The organism is Psittacicella hinzii (assembly GCF_003585885.1).
In the GTDB taxonomy this organism is placed as follows: Bacteria; Pseudomonadota; Gammaproteobacteria; order Enterobacterales; family Psittacicellaceae; genus Psittacicella.
The window spans coordinates 1-19502 of record NZ_NRHC01000049.1 but is presented as its reverse complement, the minus strand read 5'-3'; the positions used below and the strand labels follow the sequence as shown (position 1 = coordinate 19502).

The following is a 19502-nucleotide window of genomic DNA, read 5'->3' as shown; positions in this document are numbered from 1 at the left end:
ATAATTATACGGAATTACGGTTCTAAGGAAAATCTAAATAGACTATAAAGAGAAAGAGCAGAAAATCCCTTAAGAAATTTTCTGCTCTTTCTTCATTTGCTTTTTACTCTTACAGGCTAATAAACCTGTATTACCTATGCAAACGGCTTAACCTGAACTACGCATTCAAACGCCTTAACCAGTATTACGCATTCCCGCTGCAATACCTGTAATAGTAATCATTAAAGCCTTGATAATACGCGGATCATTGCTTCCTTTACGACTACGATGGAGTAATTCTACTTGTAATAGATGTAAAGGTAAAGTATAAGCTATACGTTTTTGAATAGACTCATAGATCCAAGGGCTATCTTGCATTAAATTGTAATGGTTATCACCATGCAGAGAAAGAATTACTTCTTTACTTGCTTGCGCACGTTGACGTAAATCTTCGCCAAGATAATGAAGTTTAGCATCTACTAGCTTGTTTTCATATAGCGCAGAAATATCCACGTCAACTTTAGAAAACACCATCTCTAACATACCAATACGCGTAGAGAAGAATGGCCAAGAATGCATCATTTCAATAATGGTATCTTTACCATCTTGACTTTCCATTACTTTTTTCAGCGCTGAACCTGTACCTAACCAAGTTGGTAACATTAAACGGTTTTGCGTCCAAGCAAAGATCCATGGAATTGCACGTAAAGACTCAACCCCACCATTAACATTACGTTTAGCAGCACGTGAACCTAAGTTTAAGTTAGATAACTCAATCTCTGGTGTTACTTGACGGAAGTAAGGAATAAAATCCGGAGTATTAAACACTACTGAACGGTACTCACGACATGAAATGTCTGATAACACATCCATAGTTTTACGCCATTTTGCTTTAGGTTCAGTTGGAGGTAATAAGTTAGCTTCACAAATTGCTGAAGCATATAAGTCTAAACTTAAGATTGCTATCTCTGGTAAACCATATTTAAAGCGGATCATCTCCCCTTGCTCTGTTACACGTAAGCCTGCCTCTAAGCTACCAGGTGGTTGTGAAAGAAGCGCAGCGTGAGCTGGAGAGCCACCACGACCGATAGTACCACCACGACCATGGAATAGAGTTAGTTTTACATCATACTCTTGAGCAAGTACTACGAGGTTTTCTTGCGCTTTATACTGCGCCCAACCTGCAGCAAAGAAACCAGCGTCTTTAGCAGAGTCAGAGTAACCAACCATTACCATTTGCTCGCCTTGAATCATGTTGTAATAGAAGTCGTTATTAAACAACTCACGCATGATCTGTGGCGCACGATCTAGCGCATCTAAAGTTTCAAATAGAGGCACTATATTGATATTATTTTGGTCACCATATAGTTTTAAAAGTAGTTTTACCTCTAAAATATCTGACACACAAGTTGCCATCGAAATAATATAACAGTTAATTACGCCTTTAGCTTGTTGCGTAATTAACTTACAAGTTGCTAAAACTTCAGCAGTTTCTGCAGATGGTTGCCAATCTTGTGGTAATAATGGACGTTTTGTTTGCAGTTCACGAATTAGGTAATCTACTTTGTCATCTTCTGACCATTCTAAGTATTTCCCTAAATTGTAGAAACTAACTAACTCTGCCACTGCTTTTTTATGACGACTTGATTCTTGACGGATATCTAGTCTAAATAAAGTTACCCCAAAAGTACGCACGCGATAAATACAATCTAATAAAAGACCATCAGCAATCTCTTGTTGATTACGCGCTAATAAAGAGTTGTAGATATCTTCAAATGGCTCTAACAGATCTTCATCACTCATGATGAGGTTTTGCGTTGCCTTTTGGAAAGAACGAGAGTGTCCTGGAGTAATGTCTATCTTGTCATTATTACCCTCGATATCAAAAATCTCTAGACGAGTTTGACGCTCAAGAGCTTGCTGTTGTGTAAGATAGATTACTTGATCATCTGAAGTAATCACGCCCTCGAAAAAGTCCATAGTTGCTTTTAAACGATGACGCAGCATACGAAGCACTTGACGATATGGCTCGTAATCTACTTTATACTTCTCACAGAACTCTGCATCAGCTGAACGCATAGTTAGCTCTTGAGAAAGACGACGCACATCGTCTAACATAATTTTAGCAAAGCGTGCACGACCTGTATTAATAACCGTTTGCGTTACACGATGAGTTACAAAAGCATTACCATCGCGATCTCCCCCAGTCCAAGAAGAGATTCTTACTGGTTGGAACTCTTTACCTAAAGCTTTGCCATATACTTTTTCACAACTTGCGTTAAGAGATTTAATAAAAGTTGGTACTGCGCGCCATAGAGAATCTTCAATAGTATTCATTGCCCAAGAAGCTTCTTCTACAGGGGTAGGGCGAATTGTACGAATTTCATCAGTTAACCAAGTTGCAGAAATTAATTGACGTAAACGTCTTTTTACATCTTTTAATTGATCTTCGTCTAAGTTAGTATCTAACTGACGTAAACATTCATCTAAACCATTGTGTTTTTGAATAATTGAACGACGGGTTGCCTCTGTTGGGTGAGCTGTTAAAACTATTTCAATAAATAGTTTTTCCACTGTTGGGCGAATTTGTTCAAAAGTAAAATCTTGTTCTTTTAAACGATAAAGTAATGCTTCAAAACTACGCAGTGCATAGTCATCTTCACTACTTGTAATCGATTTATTAGTTAGCTGGTGTTGCTCGGTGGTATTAATAAAGTTTAGCAAGTGAGAAAAACAACGAGCTACTGGGATAATTAAGTCATCACTCATAATATCGAGAATAGTAACTAATTGTTCTTCTGCTTGACGATCACCAGTACCAGCTTTACGAGCATAATCGGAAATTTTATTTAAAATATCTAATACCGTTTGTCCATCGGTATCACGCACCGTATCTTCCAAGATACTACTTAAAATTTGCGTTTGCTCTTGAATATGATGATATTTGTTTGTCACAATAATGTCTCTAAAAAATTAACTTTGTAAATTAAATTGTCCTATATTAAGCTACGCCATAATTTTAACATAGTTTTAGATTGAACAAAATCTAATAATTGGTAGATCTTGCACTTTTTAACTCTGATAAATTAGGCAATTAGATTAAAAAATCTTTATCACGATATAGTCTTTGTAACAGCCCATTACAATCTGGTAAATAATAACCATAACGCGTACGAATTAACAGTCCAATATGACGCAAAATTATCATACAGGATAGAGTTACTACCGGAATCATATAAGTCGGTTTGAGTAAATAAGCATACACGGGAATAAGCAAAGCCATTAGCACATTAGCCACTACTCTATAACCAAAAATCACATAAAAGAGTAACCAAACAATAATAGCTACTGCCATTACTGACCAACCTAAAGTTGTATATAAGGCAATACAAAGGACAATACCTAAACGTCCTCGAAAATAGTTAAAAAGAGAATAGTAGTGCCCCAGTAATAAAGCTATAACTAGATAACTTAACTCTATACTACTAAACCCTAGCTTATAACCCACATATAACGGAATTATTCCTTTAGCAAAATCTGAAAGGGCTAAGGAAACTAACGCAACAATTGAATGTACGTCTTTAAACATTAGATAGTTCGGACGACGTTCAATGATCTCGGTTAAGTTTAGTTGAAAAACTTTTGATAAAAGTTTTTCATTAGGTAGGGAACCGATTAGATAAAATAAAACTATAGTTAAAATCGTTGTCATTCTTTAACTAGAAAATAGGTAAAAATACAATAATTATCTCCCTCTATATTAACATAAGCTAAAAGCTGTAGGGTAAAACCCTACAGCCTTTAGCTTTAAATAATCTTGAGATAGCTTTAATTATAGCTTTAAATTATTTCTTAACGTTTTTAACGCCATCAGTTAATTCTTTAATCATAACATCAGTTGCGTAGTAACCGCCGTATGATAGATACCAAACTTTAGCATCTAGATAGAAAATACCATTGTTTTTATAAGCCTTAGTACTTTGTACTAATGAGTTATTTAAAGTATTTTTTGCGTTGTCTTTGTTATCAGTTAAAGCAGCAGAACGGTCAACCACAAAAATTAATTCAGGATTAATTTTTTGGATGTACTCGTAGCTAATCTCTAAACCATGACGACCTGTAGCTTTACTAATTTCCCCATCTGGTTTGAAACCAAAGTTAGTGAAAACAATGCTGTAACGGCTATTAGGACCAAAACCAGAGATCTTACGATCATTAGTTAGGATCACTAAAGCATCACGTTGATCTGCTAAACCTTTTAACGTATTAATTTTAGTATCTAGGTCTTTAAATAATTCTTTTGCTTTATCTTCACTTTGTGTGAATTTACCGGTCGCTAATAAGTTAGCTTCAATTGAGAAGTATTGTTTAGAGTCATCTAAAGTAGCTACATATACTGGAGCAATTTCTTTAAGTTGATCAACAATTTTTGCCTGACGACCGTTAATAACAATTAGGTCAGGTTTTAATTCCGCAATAGCTTCTAAGTTAGGTTGTACTAAAGCACCTACTTTAGTGTACTTAGCATTACTGTACTCTTTACTTAAGTAGTCAGGGAAGAACTTACTGTCAGCAATACCCACCACACGGTGTTGTTGATTTAATGCTAATAAGTTGTCAGCAATAGACAAGTCTAAAATAATAATTCTCTGTGGATTATCAGGAACTTCTTGTGGACCTGTTGGTGATTGTACAGTTAAGGCAAAAGAGTTAACCGCAAATACACCTGTTGCTAGAGCGAGGCTATATTTAAAAAAATGTTTCATATTTGTAGTCCATTAAAGTTAGAGTGATAATAAATCTTTACCTAGTCATCTTTAACCTCTAAGAAGCAATTACTCAAGTCGCAAAACGTAAAACGTAAAGCTGCAAAAGCAAAATGTAAAGTTGCAAAATGCAAAACACAAAAGCAACCTTAAAGGTTTAAAGACAAGTAAAGATAGTTTAATTTTGGCACATTTAAAAGAAATCTGCAGACTTATCTCTTAGTAAAATATATCTTTAGAGCAAATACCTATAAAAGTACCAACAAAAAACCCGTACATTTTGTAAGCTATTTTTGCAAAATAATTATTTTTTAAAATAGGTAGCTACATACTGGTCTTTGATTTGATGAATATCTATTTGAATATCATAGATATCATGGAGAGCTTGAGGATTCATAATTTCTTCAACCGCCCCTTGTTTAATTACTGCTCCATCTTTTAAAGCGACGATAATGTCACTATAAGCTGAAGCAAAGTTGATGTCATGCAGGACAACAATAACGGTTTTATTAAAGTTATCAACTAGATCACGGAGTACTGACATAATCTGCACAGAATACTTCATATCTAGGTTATTTAAAGGCTCATCAAGAAAAACGTATGGCGTATCTTGAGCTAACACCATGGCAATATAAGCTCTTTGTTTTTGCCCACCTGATAGTTGATCGAGATACTTATAACGAAATTCCTCTAGCCCCATATAAGCAATTGCCTCGTCAACCTTTGCCTTATCTTCACTAGTTAACTTACCCTCGCAATGTGGATAACGCCCAAAAGAAACCAAATCTTCCACCGTAAGACGAAGATTGATATGGTTTGACTGCTTTAAAATTGCGAGCTTTTTAGCAATGACTTTAGAGTTTGCTTTTTGGACATCAAGCCCATCAATGGTTACTACTCCCTCGGTTGGTAAATCTAAACGACTTATAATTCCTAGTAAAGTAGACTTACCAGCTCCATTTGGTCCAATAAAAGAAATTATTTTGTTAGCTGGCAGAGTTAGATTGATAGGTTGAAGAATTTGTTGGCGTCCAATTTTTTTCGTGAGATTTGAAATCGAAATTACCATTTTTTCTGCTGTCTTAATAGAAGAATAATAAAGTACAAGCCACCAATAAAATTAATAATAATTGATACTGATGAACTAAAGTTAAGCAGGCGTTGCACTATAATCTGCCCAATTACTAATACCGCAATTGACATAAAAATGCAGGCTGGAATTAATAGTTTATATCTATGCGTTGGAATATACTGTAGGGTTAAATTTAATACAAGTAACCCTAAGAAAGTTATCGGACCAACTAAAGCCGTTGACACAGAAATACAAATTACTACTAAAATTAGTAAACGCCACATAGCCGCGTAGTAATTTAAACCTAAATTAATGGCTACATCTCTTCCTAAACTAATCACTTCAAGATATTTCACATTGCGCCACATTAAAATTAAGCTCACAATTAAAAATACTGAAGCTACCCCAAGTATTTTGGTATTTATTGCTTGGAAACTTGCATAACCTATACTTTGCACTGCTAAAAATTCACCAGGATCAAGTAATGTTCCTAAAAACGTATTAAATGAAGAAAACAGCGTACCAAAAACAATACCTAATAATAAGATAAACAGCACGTTGTAATTTTCTTTACGTAAAACAAATTTAAAGAGCAATACCGAAAAAGCGATCATTAAAACCAAAGAAGCCAAAAATAAATATAATTGGTTCATGCTCGCTAAAGTAGTCGATCCCGCCATAAAAATAATGGTTGTTTGGATTAGAACATAGAGCGAATCTAACCCCAAAATACTTGGAGTAATAATACGATTTTGCACTATAGCCTGAAACACCATCGCACTCGAACCAACTGCAGCTCCGGTAAGAATAATTCCCGCCACAGCCTGCCAACGCATTTTCATAATAAAGCCACCAAAAGCTGGTAAACCCCAAAATAAAAATACAAGTACAGCAACTAAAGCAATGGTAAACAGATAAACAACTCGACGTCTATGAGTTTTTCTTTCACGTTGTAAAGCTAGAGCTAGTTCTTGGTTAATTGTGGCAATATCATTTTTTACCTGCGAGTGCTCTTGTTCATGTTGCTTAAGCTTATCCATGGCGATATCTCCTATAGATGAGGTAAATAAAAATAATACTACCAAAAGTACCAACTACAGCACTAATTGACACCTCGAATGGATAAATTACAGCACGCGCTAAGATATCACAAGCAAGGACAAATAAAGCACCACATAAAGCATTAATTGGTAAAGTCTTTTGCAGATTATCACCATAAATTAAAGAAACTATATTAGGGATAATTAAACCAACAAACGGAATTGATCCTGCAGTTACCACAATAGTTGCAGTCACTATTGACACTAAGACAATTCCTAAAAACATCATTTGCTTGAAGTTAATCCCTAAACTAGTAGCATTCCCTTCCCCCATACCAACTATGGCAAATTTTTGCGCATAAAGGTAAGCTAAGATTAAACAAGGAACACTTATAAAAAGAATTTCATAGCGACCGCTAATTACTAAAGAAAAATCCCCTTGCAACCAAGCGGCAAAACTTTGGAGCAACTCATACTTGTAAGCAAAAAACTCAGTAAATGAATCGATAATCTTACCAAACATAATTCCTACTAAAGGCACAAGAATTATGTCCGTAAACTTTAAGCTACGCAGGAGCTTCATAAAAATTAAAGAACCAATAAAAGCGACAAAAATAGCAAAGGTTGCTTTAGTTAATAATCCAGCTGCCGGAAAGAAAACGATAGAAATTAAGATCCCAAGCTTGGCACAAGAAATAGTTCCCGCCGTAGTTGGAGAAACAAACTTATTTTGCGCTATTTGCTGCATAATTAAACCACAGATAGCTAACCCCGCCCCTGTAATTAAAATTGACAGCAATCTAGGAATCCTACTAATCAAAAATACCGACCATTCATCTGCATTTAACTGCAGTAAGCCAGTAAGAGATACTGAACTAACCCCAAGAAATAAAGAAACAATACAAAGGATTACGAGCAGTAAAATAAGAAATTTCTTTCTAAGAAACATAATTACCTGATAGAGTTTATTAGAGTGATGTAAATAATAATTATTATCATCTAGTAAGAATATTTTAACAAAAAAATATTAATTAATCTTCAATAAGCTTTATATTGTTCGAGAGTTTAGTTAGATCTCTTTCTTTCCTCCTGTTTTTATATACAAAATAGTGAACTATCAGGTTGAGAAATACTTTACTTAATAGCTTACTTTCTGGTCGTAAAATGGTTAACTTCCATACTCCTTGCCCCTCTACTTCTAAGTTGTTAAATCATCTCTCCTAACAAATACAAAACCTCTAGAGTTATTTGCAAAATTAAGTTACTCTCCTAATTTAGGAAAGTCAGAGCTCCCAAAGTGTGATCCATGCCTACATTGCACTAAGTCGCAATCGTATCTCGTGCGTTAAATGCTATAATATGAATTACCTGAAATACCTCTTTATCATTTTCCCTATCTACTAATAAGGTTCTCTTAAATGACAAATAAATTAGAACAATTAAAAAAAGTTACGGTTGTCGTTGCTGATACAGGTGATATTAACTCAATTAAAAAATTCCAACCTCAAGATGCGACAACTAACCCGTCATTAATTTTAGCTGCTTCTAAATTACCAGAATATCAGCACTTACTAGCTGAAGCTGCTAACTATGCTAATAGTCAAGACCAAGCTCATTGGGACGAAAACGCATTAGACTACTTATCTGTAGCTATTGGTTATGAGATCTCTAAAATTGTTCTAGGATATGTTTCTACTGAAGTAGACTGCCGTGAATCTTACAACTTAGCAAATACTGTTAAACGTGCTCGTAAATTAATTGCTCTTTACGAAGAGCGTGGTTTATCACGTGACCGTGTTTTAATTAAAATTGCTTCTACTTGGGCAGGTATTAAAGCCGCTGAAATCCTAGAAAAAGAAGGTATTCGTTGTAACCTAACATTATTATTTAGCTTTGCTCAAGCGCGTGCATGTGCTGAAGCTAATGTAACTTTAATTTCTCCATTTGTTGGTCGTATTTTAGATTTCTACAAAGGTAAAAATCCAGAAGCTGACTACACAGGTGAAAAAGATCCTGGTGTAATTTCTGTATCTACTATTTACGACTGGTACAAAAAATACGGTTACCAAACTATTATCATGGGTGCAAGCTTCCGTAACACTGGAGAAATTGAAAGTTTAGCTGGTTGTGATCGTTTAACAATTGGTCCTAACTTATTAGAGCAATTAGAAGCTGATCAAGGTAACTTAGAAGTTAAATTAACTAATAAATACGAAGGTAAAACTGAAGAGCGTTTACCTGCATTAACTGAAGATCAGTTCTACTGGGAACACAATAAAGACGAAATGGCTATTGTTAAACTAGCTGAAGGTATCGTTAAATTTGCTGCTGATACTGAAACTTTATTAAACGTTCTACGTGCTGCTAAATAATTAGCGACAAAGCTCATTAAAGTTAATGGCTAATTAGCTTAATATAAGAATTTAGCTTATAAAAAAGGATAAAACACTCTCGTAAAATCTACGAGGGTGTTTTATCCTTTTCCTTTACTAAGAACAACTTACAAGTGTTAGCAACCTTAGAACGTAAGGCTAAAAGAATAAAAGGTGAATTGTAAAAATCACTGACACTAAATAACAAAATCTAAGCATTCACCCGTTATTTGCAATATAATTAGTAAGTTTATATTTCAAACAAAAGTGTTTTTTATCATTAAGTCTTTTTAACTTCTTTTGTCAATTTCGACGTGCATCTAGAATCTTATCTAGGGAATTGACAAAAGCAATTAAAACCGAATTCTGCAAAATTTAAAATTATGTTAACTATCTTCTTTTCTATAATTGCTGCAGTTTTTATTAATAACTTTGTTTTAATTAAGTTCCTTGGCTTATGTCCGGTTGTTGGGACTTCACAAAGATTAGATACCGCAATTGGTATGGGGATGGCTACTACTTTCGTTTTAACCTTAGCTTCGTTAACTAGTTATCTAGTAGCTACCTATATTCTTGCACCTTTAGACGCTTTATACCTGTCAACTATTGCTTTTATCTTTCTGATTGCTGTAATTGTACAAATTACGGAAATGGTTTTAAGAGCAGTATCTCCAGGACTGTATAAAGTATTAGGGATTTATCTTCCGTTAATTACTACAAACTGCGCAGTTTTAGGAGTTGCCTTACTGAACCTAAACAGCAATAACAATTTCTTTCAATCTATCCTAAACGGCTTTTTCTCTGCCTTAGGTTTTACTTTAGTTTTAGTTATTTTTGCTTCAATTAGGGAGCGTTTAAATAGTGCAAATACTCCAGCAGTATTTAAAGGCGTACCTATTGCTTTAATTACTATCGGGATTATGGCTATAGCTTTTATGGGCTTTACAGGATTAGGTAAATAATAATGCTAATTGTTTGGATATCAATTATATTTGCCATCTTAGCCATAGTTGTCGGAGTGATAATCACTATTGCGCAAAAGATATTTGCGGTTAAAGAAGATCCAATTGTTGAAAAAATTGATAATCTTTTACCCCAAACTCAATGTGGTCAATGTGGTTATCCAGGATGTCTACCTTACGCACAAGCATTAGCTGATGGCGATGAAATTAACAAATGCATCCCAGGTGGACAAGATCTTGTGGTAAAACTCGCTGAATTACTTGATCGAGAGGTTCCTGCTGAGCAGCTCGAAGAACCTGAAGATCTTGTAGCTATTATCCGCGAGCAAGATTGTATTGGTTGTTTACACTGTATTGAAGCTTGCCCTGTAGATGCCATTATTGGTGCCAAAAAATTACTACACGTAATTATTCCGGATTACTGTACAGGCTGTAAACTTTGCGTTGATCCTTGCCCTGTAAAATGTATTGACATGATCCCTCGTCCTAAAGAGATCAATAAATACTCGAAAATCCGTACAGAAAGTAACTTCCCTAAAGGAGTTACAGCAAGCAGTTTAATTAAAGTAAACAATTTACCCGCTCATGACAGCTATTTAAATTTAAATAATTTAAACCCAGAGCAAGCGCAAGAACTCTCTAATGCTTCAGCAACAAGCAACAGCCAAAGCTACAACTCAAAACTTGTAGCTCGTCTAGCTGCAAAAATTGCTCAAGCTCAAGAAGAAAATAGCAAATCTGATAATTAAGTTTTTTCCATGATACTTAATCAACTAAAGTCCTTTTTCTCTGTAACCGCACAAAAGCTAACTAAAAAAGATATTAGTGCGAAGTTACATCGCAGAATCTATAGAGAAAAACTATACCATTTCCACGGCGGACTTCATTTAGAATTAGGTAAACATTTAACTAACAAAGCTCCAGTATATCAATTTGAAAATTTAAACTACTACCTGCTCAATATGCAACAGCATAAAGGACCTAAACCTATAAGTTTAGTTGAGGAGGGGGATGTAGTTAAAGCTGGACAAATGCTTACCAGTAACTATATTCCTGGAGAATTACCTATCCACAGTCCTGTGGACGGTAAAATTCTCGCAATTACTGAATATTTACAAGCGTCGGAAATTAATAAAACAGGACAAACTATTGTTGTCGCTAACCAAACTCAAGAGCAACTAGCAGTTAAACAGATTAGTAGCTTTGAGCAAGGCACAGCTATAGGTCCACAATTTTATACTCCCTTAAACTACTTCGAGGCGCCACGCCTCGATATCCTTTGGCGTATAAAAAATGCTGGTATTTCTGGTTTAGGTGGAGCGGTTTTCCCTTCAGCAAGAAAAATTAATAACCGTTACTTTAAAACTCTATTAATTAACGCTGCTGAATGTGAGCCTTATATTACTTGTGATGACGCTCTTATGCAAAATTACGCAACAGACATTATTAGAGCTATCTGTTGCATGCAATATGTGCTCCAAACTTCGCAAGTAGTAATTGCTATTGAAGACGATAAACCACAAGCAATTGCTAATTTAAAACAAGCAATTGCTAACAAACAACAAGCACTGCGTCAAATGCTTGAACAAGTTGGTTTTGATTTTTCTCTGCTGGCAAAAGCAGCAGATGAAAACCATATCCAAGAACTAAAACAAACTTACAGCGAAAATTTAGTTCACGCTGCTGCTAAACTTTACGCTCTCAATAGTATCAAAGTTCGTGTAATCCCAACTCGTTACCCATCTGGTAACCAAAGAACAACTATTGAGGTGCTTACAGGCTTACGCCTCACCAAAAAACAGAACCTAACTTCATTAGGAGCTATCTGTTTTAATATAGGTACCGTTTACTCTATGTACCGTGCCATTGCTTTTGGCGAAGTTTTAACGCAACGCCTTGTGACAATCACGGGAACAGGAATTAAAAAACCAGGTAACTACTGGATTCCTTTTGGAGCAACGCCTGCGTTAATTCTTGATACTTTGGGGATAAATGAAGGCTTTACTAATCGTGTGATTATGGGCGGTCCTATGATGGGCTTTACCATTGATGATTTAAATACTCCGATAAATAAAGCAACTAACTGTTTAATTTTTGTTGGTCAAGAAGATATTCAAGCTGATCAAAAATTATTTGCTCCTGAAGAAGAACAAGCTTGTATTCGTTGTACCGCTTGTCAAGAAGTTTGTCCGATGCTTTTACAGCCTCAACAATTATATTGGTATGAAAAAGATAAGGACGACACTAAACTTACTAAAGCAAATTTAAGTTCATGTATTGAATGTGGACTGTGTGACTATGTTTGTCCTTCAAGTATTCCTTTAGTTTCATACTTCCAGCAAGCTAAATTCCGCATCTGGAATGAACGTAAAAAAATTGAGCTTGCTGAAGAATCTAAAGCTCGTTTTGAAGTTAAAAGCGAACGTGAAAAAATTGCTAAAGCTGAACGCGACGCTAAACGTCAAGCTGATAAGCAACGTAATTTAGAACGTGCTCAACAGATGCGCCAAAAAGCTATGGCAGAATCTGGTATCGATCCAATTGCAGCAGCTAAAGAACGCTTAAAAGCTAAAGGCATTGCTACCGGACAAGCTACAGAAATTTCTGCAGGTAATGATTTACCTGACAATAGCTCAATTATGGAGCAACGTCGTCTCCGTCGCTTACAAAAACAGCAAGAACAGGAACAAGCACAGACAGGCTCTACTTCTGCAGAGAAAACAGTAACACCAAATGCTGTACAAGAAGCTGTTCGTCGTGCTAAAGAACGTCAGGCTGCAGCTATAGCTAATAAACAACAAGCAACTCAAAGTACTTCTCAAGACAGCAAGCAAGAACCAATGAATGCTGTGCAAAAAGCAGTTGCTCTAGCTAAGGCAAAACAAGCTGCTATGGCACAACAAGCTTCAGAACAAGAGGCGCAAACTTCAAACGAAAAACCTTTAGTTCCTAGCGCTGTACAAGAAGCTGTACGTCGTGCTAAAGAGCGTCAAGCTGCTGCCTTAGCCGCTAAACAGCAAGAACAAGCTCAAACAAACGTAGCAAGCCAAGAGCCAATGAATGCTGTACAGCGAGCTGTTGCTCTAGCTAAAGCAAAACAAGCAGCTGCTATGGCACAACAAGCTACAGAACAAGAGGCGCAGACATCTAACGAAAAACCTTTAGTTCCTAGTGCTGTACAAGAAGCTGTGCGTCGTGCTAAAGAGCGTCAAGCAGCTGCCTTAGCTGCTAAACAGCAGGAACAAGCTCAAGCTAATACAGCAAGCCAAGAGCCAATGAACGCTGTACAGCGAGCTGTAGCTCTTGCTAAAGCTAAACAAGAGGCTGCATTAGCGCAACAAGCTCAAGCTAAAGAGCAAGAATTAACTTCTACAAGTTCAACACCTAAAGAGGTTAAACCTGTAACCGAAGATAACCTTGAGAATTTAACTCCGGTGCAAAGAGCAGTCGCTTTAGCCAAAGCTCGTCAAGCACAAGCTAAAGCAGAGCAAGCTAATGCTCAAGAACAGGTTAAAGAGCCTAAGGTTACTCAAGAACCTGAAGTTGTAAATAAACCTACAGCAGAAGAGACACCTAACCTCGAGAACTTAACTCCAGTGCAAAGAGCTGTAGCTTTAGCTAAAGCTCGTCAAGCACAAGCTAAAGCAGAGCAAGCTAAAGCAGAGCAAGTTAATGCTCAAGAACAGGTTAAAGAGCCTAAGGTTACTCAAGAGCCTGAAGTTCCAAATAAACCTACAGCAGAGGAGACTCCTAACCTCGAGAACTTAACTCCAGTGCAAAGAGCAGTGGCTTTAGCTAAAGCTCGTCAAGCGCAAGCTAAAGCAGAGCAAGCGAATACTCAAGAACAAGTAGCGGAGTCTAAGGTTGCTAAAGAACCTGAAGTTGTAAATAAACCTACAGCAGAAGAGGCACCTAACCTCGAGAACTTAACTCCAGTGCAAAGAGCAGTCGCTTTAGCTAAAGCTCGTCAAGCACAAGCTAAAAGAGAACAAGATAATGCTCAAGAACAGGTTAAAGAGCCTAAGGCTGCTAAAGAGTCTGAAGCTATAAATAATCCTACAGCTGAAGAGACTCCTAACCTCGAGAACTTAACTCCAGTGCAAAGAGCTGTAGCTTTAGCTAAAGCTCGTCAAGCACAAGCTAGAGCACAACAATTACAAAATTTAGAGGATGAAAAAACTAATGAACAAAACCAATAGCATTATGCTTAACGTGTTCCTTGCATTAGTCCCTGCTCTCTTAGTAAAGACTTACTTCTGGGGCTGGAACACTCTTTTACTATTTTTTGTTGCAGTTTTTTCTGCTCTAGTAGCTGAAATAATTGTTAGCCGACTACGTAACCATAAATATAATGCCGAAATTTCTAATAATTCGGCATTAGTTACGAGTTTGATTATTACCTTAAGCTTACCTCCAAATATTCCTTTTTACATTATTTTAATTACAACTCTTTTCGCAATTATTATAGGTAAACAAGTGTATGGAGGTATGGGGCAAAATATCTTTAACCCAGCAATGGTTGGGGTTGCCCTCTTTATTATTACTTATCCGCAGTTTTTAACTTATTGGGCAATCCCTACAGATACTACTCTGTACGAGGCTCAACAAAATCTGCAAAGCTTTATCGGTAGTAATCAAGTCGATGCTTTTACTCAAGCCACACCTCTAACAGAGTTAAAAACCTTAATTCAAGTTGGAGGAGATGCTGAAAGTAAAGCCAACTCATTAGCGCAAATTTTGCAACAAGATTGGCTTGCTTGGCTGGTATACAATGGTGCGATTTTACTTGGTGGAGTGTATCTTTTACTACGTAAAATAATTGGTTTACTTTTACCTTGCTTTACTATCCTAGGTTTCTTAGCAGTTGCGGTTTTACATCATCTATTTGCTGGTAGTGAGCAAATTGTCCCAACTTATACAGCTTCTCTAGTTTATGGTTCTCTAATCTTCGGTGCATTTTTTATTATCACCGATCCAGTTACTACGCCTCAAACTAAAAAAGCTCGTATTATCTATGCTTTACTTGTAGGGGCATTAATCTACACTATTCGCGCATTTACAAATTACAATGATGGAGTTGCCTTTGCGATTTTATTAGGTAACCTTTTAGTTCCAATGTTTGATCGTACAATTACCCCTAAGGAGTTTGGTAAATAATGTTTTTTAAATACCTTTCTCGTAATACTTTAACGGTAACTATTGCTACTTTATTAGGCATAGGTTCACTAAGTCTTGTTAACTTTAGTTTAAAAGACCGTATTGACAATGCCCAAGCAAATGCTTTACGTCAAACTATTGTTAACTTAGGGCAAGCTTTTCCAGCAAGTAACTATGACAATGACATAAGTAAATCTTGCTATGTACCTGTAGATGGCGCTTACAATAATACTGATCCTAAAGTTGAAAGTTTATTACTCGCAACTAAGAATGGACAAGTTACTGGTTACATTCTTATCTCAGATACTTGGAAAGGCTACTCTGGCTTAATCCGTACTATGTTAGTTACTGATGCTCAAGGTACTATCAAAGCTGTACGTATTCTTGAACAAAATGAAACTCCAGGTTTAGGGAATAAAGTTATCACAACCAATTGGGTGGATAACTTTAATGACCTACCTCTTAGCCAAGCACAACTACCACACCTTGCGGTAAGAAAAGATGGCGGTCAAATTCAAGATTTTACTGGAGCAACAATTACTCCGCGCGCAATTGTAAATCAAGTACGTGCCAATATGCAGGAAGTAGTTAAAGACTTAGTAGAAAATCCTAACGCATTAGCTACTAAATTTACTCCTTGCTCTAAATAAGTAGAGGTTTTTTATGGCTGGACTATCAAAAGATATTTGGTTATCAGCTCTCTGGAAAAACAATCCTTCATTTGTGCAATTACTAGGGTTATGTCCCTTATTAGCAACTTCAACTGGAGCTACTCCGGCGTTAGGCTTAGGAATTTGTACTATGTTTGTCATGTTAATGTCAAACACAGTTATTTCTTTAACTCGTAAACAAATTCCGCATGAAATCCGTATTCCGGTGTTTGTGCTAATCATTGCCGCTCTAGTAACTATTACCCAATTACTTATTCACGCTTTTGCCTTTACTCTTTATCAATCTCTTGGTATCTTCTTACCACTGATTGTAACTAACTGTATTGTGATCGGGAGAATTGAAGCTTTTGCCTACAAAAACAATGTAAAAGATTCAGCCCTTGATGGTTTTGCTATGGGATTTGCCGTTGCTATCTCTCTCGTTCTTTTAGGTATAGTCCGTGAATTAATTGGTCAAGGAACAATTTTTAAAGATCTTGATTTAATCTTTGGTCCTATTGCTAAAAACTGGTACATCGAAGTTTTCCATACTGATAATAACTTTATTCTTGCAATTCTTGCTCCTGGTGCTTTTATTACACTAGGTCTGTTAATTGCAGGAAAAAACTATTTAAATCAACGTTACGAACTTAAACAAAAAGCTAAAGAAAAGAGTGCTAAGTTAAATTCCTCTCAAGTTGAACTTGCCAACTAAACTTGTCAACTAAACTAGAAGACAGGGGTAAGCTTCTCACGCTTATGAGAGAGAAATAAATTTAGCAACTCTATGGTAGAGTTTTAAGTTTGTCTATGCTATACTAAAATATGATTTTGTTGTGCGCAAATTGCTATGAGATTAAGCAATACATAATGATTTTTTAGTGTTTTGCAACACAATAGAATCATATACAAAACTGTATATGGAGACTTTTTAGTCTACATAACAATAGAAAAACCAAAAAAAAGGATACATTTTTAAATGTGTCCTTTTTTAAAATGCAACTATTAGCACAAAATTCTCGAGTTAAGTTATGAAAGCAGTTATTCAAAGAGTAAAACAAGCAAGAGTTGAAGTTGATAATAAAATTGTTGGGCAAATTGACAAAGGCTACCTTGTCCTCCTTGGCGTTGAAAAAGAAGATAGCAAAGAAAATGCCGATAAACTGCTCGCTAAACTCCTTAAACTTCGTATTAACGAAGATGAAAATGGCAAGATGAATTTAAATATTCTTGATGCTCAAGGAGCTTTACTCGTAGTAAGTCAATTTACTCTTTGTGCTGATACTTCAAGAGGTAATCGTCCTAGTTTTAATGGCGCCTCTCCAGATTTAGCTAACGAACTGTATCAATACTTTTCACAGCAAGCAAGTCAACATTTAAAAGTTGAGAATGGTATCTTTGCTGCTGACATGCAGGTATTTTTACAAAATGATGGTCCTGTAACTTTTACTCTTGAAGCTTAAAAGTTTACACGCTTTGCTGTTCATTCCTAGGGCATACCCTAGGAATGAACCACTTCTCTTACTTTCCTTACCTTTAACTATCTATACCATGGATATTAACTAGCTTACCTTAGTTAACCTTGGCAAATTAGGACAAACTTGCTTTATATATCTAAAGCCCTCAAAGAAAAGCAAGGTAAAATAACCCATAAGTTTAGTGTGGGTTTAATTTTCTTTTCTCGCAATCATTTCCTTTTATTTGCAACAAAATTCTCATCTTCTATCCTACAATTTTCCCAAGCAATCTCTATTTTTCCAAACCAAAGTTATATAAGCTAAAATTGTTATTATTTACACTAAAAGCAAACCTTTGATTTTTCGACCTCTAATAAAGCTAAATAAAAATTATTAACAACTACCTCTAAAAATCTTATAGATTGATGTTAATAATTCTTTTTTAAAAGGCTAACAAAAACAAATTAATAAAAAGGGGTTAGCTATCAGAAGATATGTGACTTTTCTCTCGTATAATATTAAGTATAGAAAACTACAAAACAGAATCTATTAAAACAATTTTAGAATTTATGGTTAAGTTAACTTCAAAACTACCATAACAACAGTAGCAGAGCTAGTTGATTAACCTAGATCTTAACCTCAATCTTAACCTAGACCTCTAGTTAATTTAGATAGATCTTTATTCAATTTAGACAGAGATCTTTAATTAACCTAGTTCTTTATGCTTATGATTTTACAAGTTAATTCAACTATAAGTTCTTGAATACTTAATAGACTAAACAACAAACAACCAGAGGATTATATGTTAAAACAATCTGTAATTGATGTTTTAAATCAACAACTAAATTTTGAACTTCACAGTTCAAACATTTATTTACAAATGTCTAACTGGTGCCGTACTCAAGGCTTATTAGGCGCAGCAGCTTTCTTTAAAACTCATGCTGAAGAAGAGTACGACCACTTTCAACGTATTTGGAAACATTTAGAAGATAATGATGTTCGTCCAAGAGTTGGTGTTGTTCCAGAAGTTAAGCTAGAAAGCCTAGGCTTAAAAGCTATCTTAGAACAAGCTTACGAACATGAGAAATTTGTTACACAATCAATTCACAATTGTGTAAAAGTAGCACAAGAAGCTCAAGATTATAAAACATTCAACTTCTTACAATGGTTCGTAGATGAACAAGTTGAAGAAGAATCTTTATTCTCTGACATTCTTGGTAAATTTGAAATTGCCGGTGATGATGGCATTGCGGTGTTCTATGTTGACCGTGATATTGAATCTATTCACTAATTAAAAGCACAATTTACTAAGGACCTGTTTATGATAAATCAAAATTTAGTTAAACTACTTAACGATAAAATTAATCAAGAGTATTTCCGTTCTAATCTATTCTTAGATATCTCAGGTTGGGCTAATGAACTAACCTTAAAAGGTGTACAAGGTTACTTCCTAAATCTTTCACAGAAAGCTTTAGAAAATGTACGCTCTGAGGTTGAGTACCTAAGCGAGTGCGGTCATTTAGCGCAACTAGCAGAAATCCCTGAAGGTTTACGTGAGTTTGATAATATCGAAGACTTATTTGTTTACGTAAACGAAATGGAAAAAGGTTATAGAGCGGATCTAAACAACCTATTAGATGTATGTCTAAGCAATAAAGACTTTGCTACATACGAAAAACTAATTACGCAAGCATCTAGCCAACACGCTGAAGAGTTCTTTATCAACTCTTTATTACACAAAATTGCAATCGTTGGTTACAAAGGTCAAGGCTTATACTTAATCGATAAAGAGTTAAGTGAAAAATATCCTTTACCAAGCGATACAGCTACAGACGTAGCTTAATCCCGTCTTTTAACTAGAGCTATAGTTAAAATAAGTGCAATCGGCAACTGCCTATTGCAATCTAGAGATCTTTCGTTTCTAGAAACATTAAAATTAGAGTGATTTAAGGAGTAGACTACTGGTCTGCTCCTTTTTTACTTTTGATTTCCCATAAAAATTGGCACCCATAAAAGGGTGCCATTTTTATCCTATTTTCCCGTTTTC

At 35.6% G+C, this 19502-nt stretch carries 16 protein-coding genes; 10 read left to right on the top strand and 6 right to left on the bottom strand.

Translation table 11 applies throughout. The features are described 5' to 3' along the window. Window positions 1-174: 174 nt before the first annotated feature. The 6 genes from ppc to CKF54_RS04530 form a co-directional block, all read right to left on the bottom strand. On the bottom strand, window positions 175-2934 hold the full coding sequence (ppc, locus tag CKF54_RS04555) for a phosphoenolpyruvate carboxylase (RefSeq protein WP_262407813.1): 2760 nt from the start codon (window positions 2932-2934) through the stop codon (window positions 175-177). 139 nt (window positions 2935-3073) lie between these two features. Beyond that, window positions 3074-3691 carry a glycerol-3-phosphate acyltransferase gene (locus CKF54_RS04550; RefSeq protein ID WP_119525190.1) on the bottom strand — a complete coding sequence of 206 codons (618 nt, stop codon included), beginning with the start codon at window positions 3689-3691 and terminating at the stop codon, window positions 3074-3076. Between the two features lie 133 nt (window positions 3692-3824). Then, the gene (locus CKF54_RS04545; RefSeq protein ID WP_119525189.1) at window positions 3825-4745 is read right to left on the bottom strand and encodes a siderophore ABC transporter substrate-binding protein; all 921 of its coding nucleotides are present in this window, start codon (window positions 4743-4745) and stop codon (window positions 3825-3827) included. A 304-nt stretch (window positions 4746-5049) separates the two neighbouring features. Then, window positions 5050-5814 (bottom strand): ABC transporter ATP-binding protein, encoded by a 765-nt coding sequence (locus tag CKF54_RS04540; RefSeq protein WP_119525188.1) that lies wholly within the window; start codon window positions 5812-5814, stop codon window positions 5050-5052. Further along, the gene (locus CKF54_RS04535) at window positions 5808-6857 is read right to left on the bottom strand and encodes an iron chelate uptake ABC transporter family permease subunit (protein WP_119525187.1); all 1050 of its coding nucleotides are present in this window, start codon (window positions 6855-6857) and stop codon (window positions 5808-5810) included. Before CKF54_RS04535 ends, CKF54_RS04540 begins: the two co-directional genes overlap by 7 nt. Continuing rightward, entirely contained in the window at window positions 6850-7806 is a 957-nt protein-coding gene (locus CKF54_RS04530) for an ABC transporter permease (RefSeq protein ID WP_119525186.1), read from the bottom strand. The genes CKF54_RS04535 and CKF54_RS04530 overlap by 8 nt, the downstream gene beginning before the upstream one ends. Before the next feature lie 469 nt (window positions 7807-8275). Between CKF54_RS04530 and tal the strand changes: the two genes are divergently transcribed. From tal to CKF54_RS04480, 10 genes are all read left to right on the top strand, one after another. Further along, complete coding sequence (tal, locus tag CKF54_RS04525; RefSeq protein ID WP_119525185.1) at window positions 8276-9229, top strand: transaldolase; 954 nt, start codon at window positions 8276-8278, stop codon at window positions 9227-9229. Window positions 9230-9612: 383 nt separating this feature from the next. Beyond that, a complete protein-coding gene (gene rsxA / locus CKF54_RS04520; protein ID WP_119525184.1) occupies window positions 9613-10191 on the top strand; it encodes an electron transport complex subunit RsxA in 579 nt (192 codons plus the stop codon). A gap of 2 nt (window positions 10192-10193) precedes the next feature. Further along, window positions 10194-10940: an electron transport complex subunit RsxB gene (gene rsxB, locus CKF54_RS04515; protein ID WP_119525183.1), complete on the top strand. Its 747-nt coding sequence runs from the start codon at window positions 10194-10196 to the stop codon at window positions 10938-10940. A gap of 9 nt (window positions 10941-10949) precedes the next feature. Next, window positions 10950-14390 carry a 4Fe-4S dicluster domain-containing protein gene (locus CKF54_RS04510; RefSeq protein WP_119525182.1) on the top strand — a complete coding sequence of 1147 codons (3441 nt, stop codon included), beginning with the start codon at window positions 10950-10952 and terminating at the stop codon, window positions 14388-14390. Beyond that, complete coding sequence (locus CKF54_RS04505; RefSeq protein WP_222987512.1) at window positions 14374-15348, top strand: RnfABCDGE type electron transport complex subunit D; 975 nt, start codon at window positions 14374-14376, stop codon at window positions 15346-15348. Before CKF54_RS04510 ends, CKF54_RS04505 begins: the two co-directional genes overlap by 17 nt. Beyond that, window positions 15348-15998: an RnfABCDGE type electron transport complex subunit G gene (locus CKF54_RS04500; protein WP_119525180.1), complete on the top strand. Its 651-nt coding sequence runs from the start codon at window positions 15348-15350 to the stop codon at window positions 15996-15998. Before CKF54_RS04505 ends, CKF54_RS04500 begins: the two co-directional genes overlap by 1 nt. Window positions 15999-16011: 13 nt before the next feature. Beyond that, complete coding sequence (locus CKF54_RS04495) at window positions 16012-16713, top strand: electron transport complex subunit E (protein ID WP_119525179.1); 702 nt, start codon at window positions 16012-16014, stop codon at window positions 16711-16713. Between the two features lie 316 nt (window positions 16714-17029). Beyond that, window positions 17030-17461: a D-aminoacyl-tRNA deacylase gene (dtd, locus tag CKF54_RS04490; RefSeq protein WP_119525178.1), complete on the top strand. Its 432-nt coding sequence runs from the start codon at window positions 17030-17032 to the stop codon at window positions 17459-17461. 796 nt (window positions 17462-18257) lie between these two features. Continuing rightward, the gene (locus CKF54_RS04485; RefSeq protein ID WP_119525177.1) at window positions 18258-18746 is read left to right on the top strand and encodes a ferritin; all 489 of its coding nucleotides are present in this window, start codon (window positions 18258-18260) and stop codon (window positions 18744-18746) included. Between the two features lie 30 nt (window positions 18747-18776). Continuing rightward, on the top strand, window positions 18777-19298 hold the full coding sequence (locus CKF54_RS04480) for a ferritin (RefSeq protein ID WP_119525176.1): 522 nt from the start codon (window positions 18777-18779) through the stop codon (window positions 19296-19298). The last annotated feature ends 204 nt before the right edge of the window (window positions 19299-19502 follow it).

Coding starts and splice junctions, on each gene's coding strand:
- CKF54_RS04550 (WP_119525190.1), bottom strand. CDS start 3,691: ATGACAACGATTTTAACTATAGTTTTATTTTATCTAATCGGTTCCCTA.
- CKF54_RS04545 (WP_119525189.1), bottom strand. CDS start 4,745: ATGAAACATTTTTTTAAATATAGCCTCGCTCTAGCAACAGGTGTATTT.
- CKF54_RS04540 (WP_119525188.1), bottom strand. CDS start 5,814: ATGGTAATTTCGATTTCAAATCTCACGAAAAAAATTGGACGCCAACAA.
- CKF54_RS04535 (WP_119525187.1), bottom strand. CDS start 6,857: ATGGATAAGCTTAAGCAACATGAACAAGAGCACTCGCAGGTAAAAAAT.
- CKF54_RS04530 (WP_119525186.1), bottom strand. CDS start 7,806: ATGTTTCTTAGAAAGAAATTTCTTATTTTACTGCTCGTAATCCTTTGT.
- tal (WP_119525185.1), top strand. CDS start 8,276: ATGACAAATAAATTAGAACAATTAAAAAAAGTTACGGTTGTCGTTGCT.
- rsxA (WP_119525184.1), top strand. CDS start 9,613: ATGTTAACTATCTTCTTTTCTATAATTGCTGCAGTTTTTATTAATAAC.
- rsxB (WP_119525183.1), top strand. CDS start 10,194: ATGCTAATTGTTTGGATATCAATTATATTTGCCATCTTAGCCATAGTT.
- CKF54_RS04510 (WP_119525182.1), top strand. CDS start 10,950: ATGATACTTAATCAACTAAAGTCCTTTTTCTCTGTAACCGCACAAAAG.
- CKF54_RS04505 (WP_222987512.1), top strand. CDS start 14,374: ATGAACAAAACCAATAGCATTATGCTTAACGTGTTCCTTGCATTAGTC.
- CKF54_RS04500 (WP_119525180.1), top strand. CDS start 15,348: ATGTTTTTTAAATACCTTTCTCGTAATACTTTAACGGTAACTATTGCT.
- CKF54_RS04495 (WP_119525179.1), top strand. CDS start 16,012: ATGGCTGGACTATCAAAAGATATTTGGTTATCAGCTCTCTGGAAAAAC.
- dtd (WP_119525178.1), top strand. CDS start 17,030: ATGAAAGCAGTTATTCAAAGAGTAAAACAAGCAAGAGTTGAAGTTGAT.
- CKF54_RS04485 (WP_119525177.1), top strand. CDS start 18,258: ATGTTAAAACAATCTGTAATTGATGTTTTAAATCAACAACTAAATTTT.
- CKF54_RS04480 (WP_119525176.1), top strand. CDS start 18,777: ATGATAAATCAAAATTTAGTTAAACTACTTAACGATAAAATTAATCAA.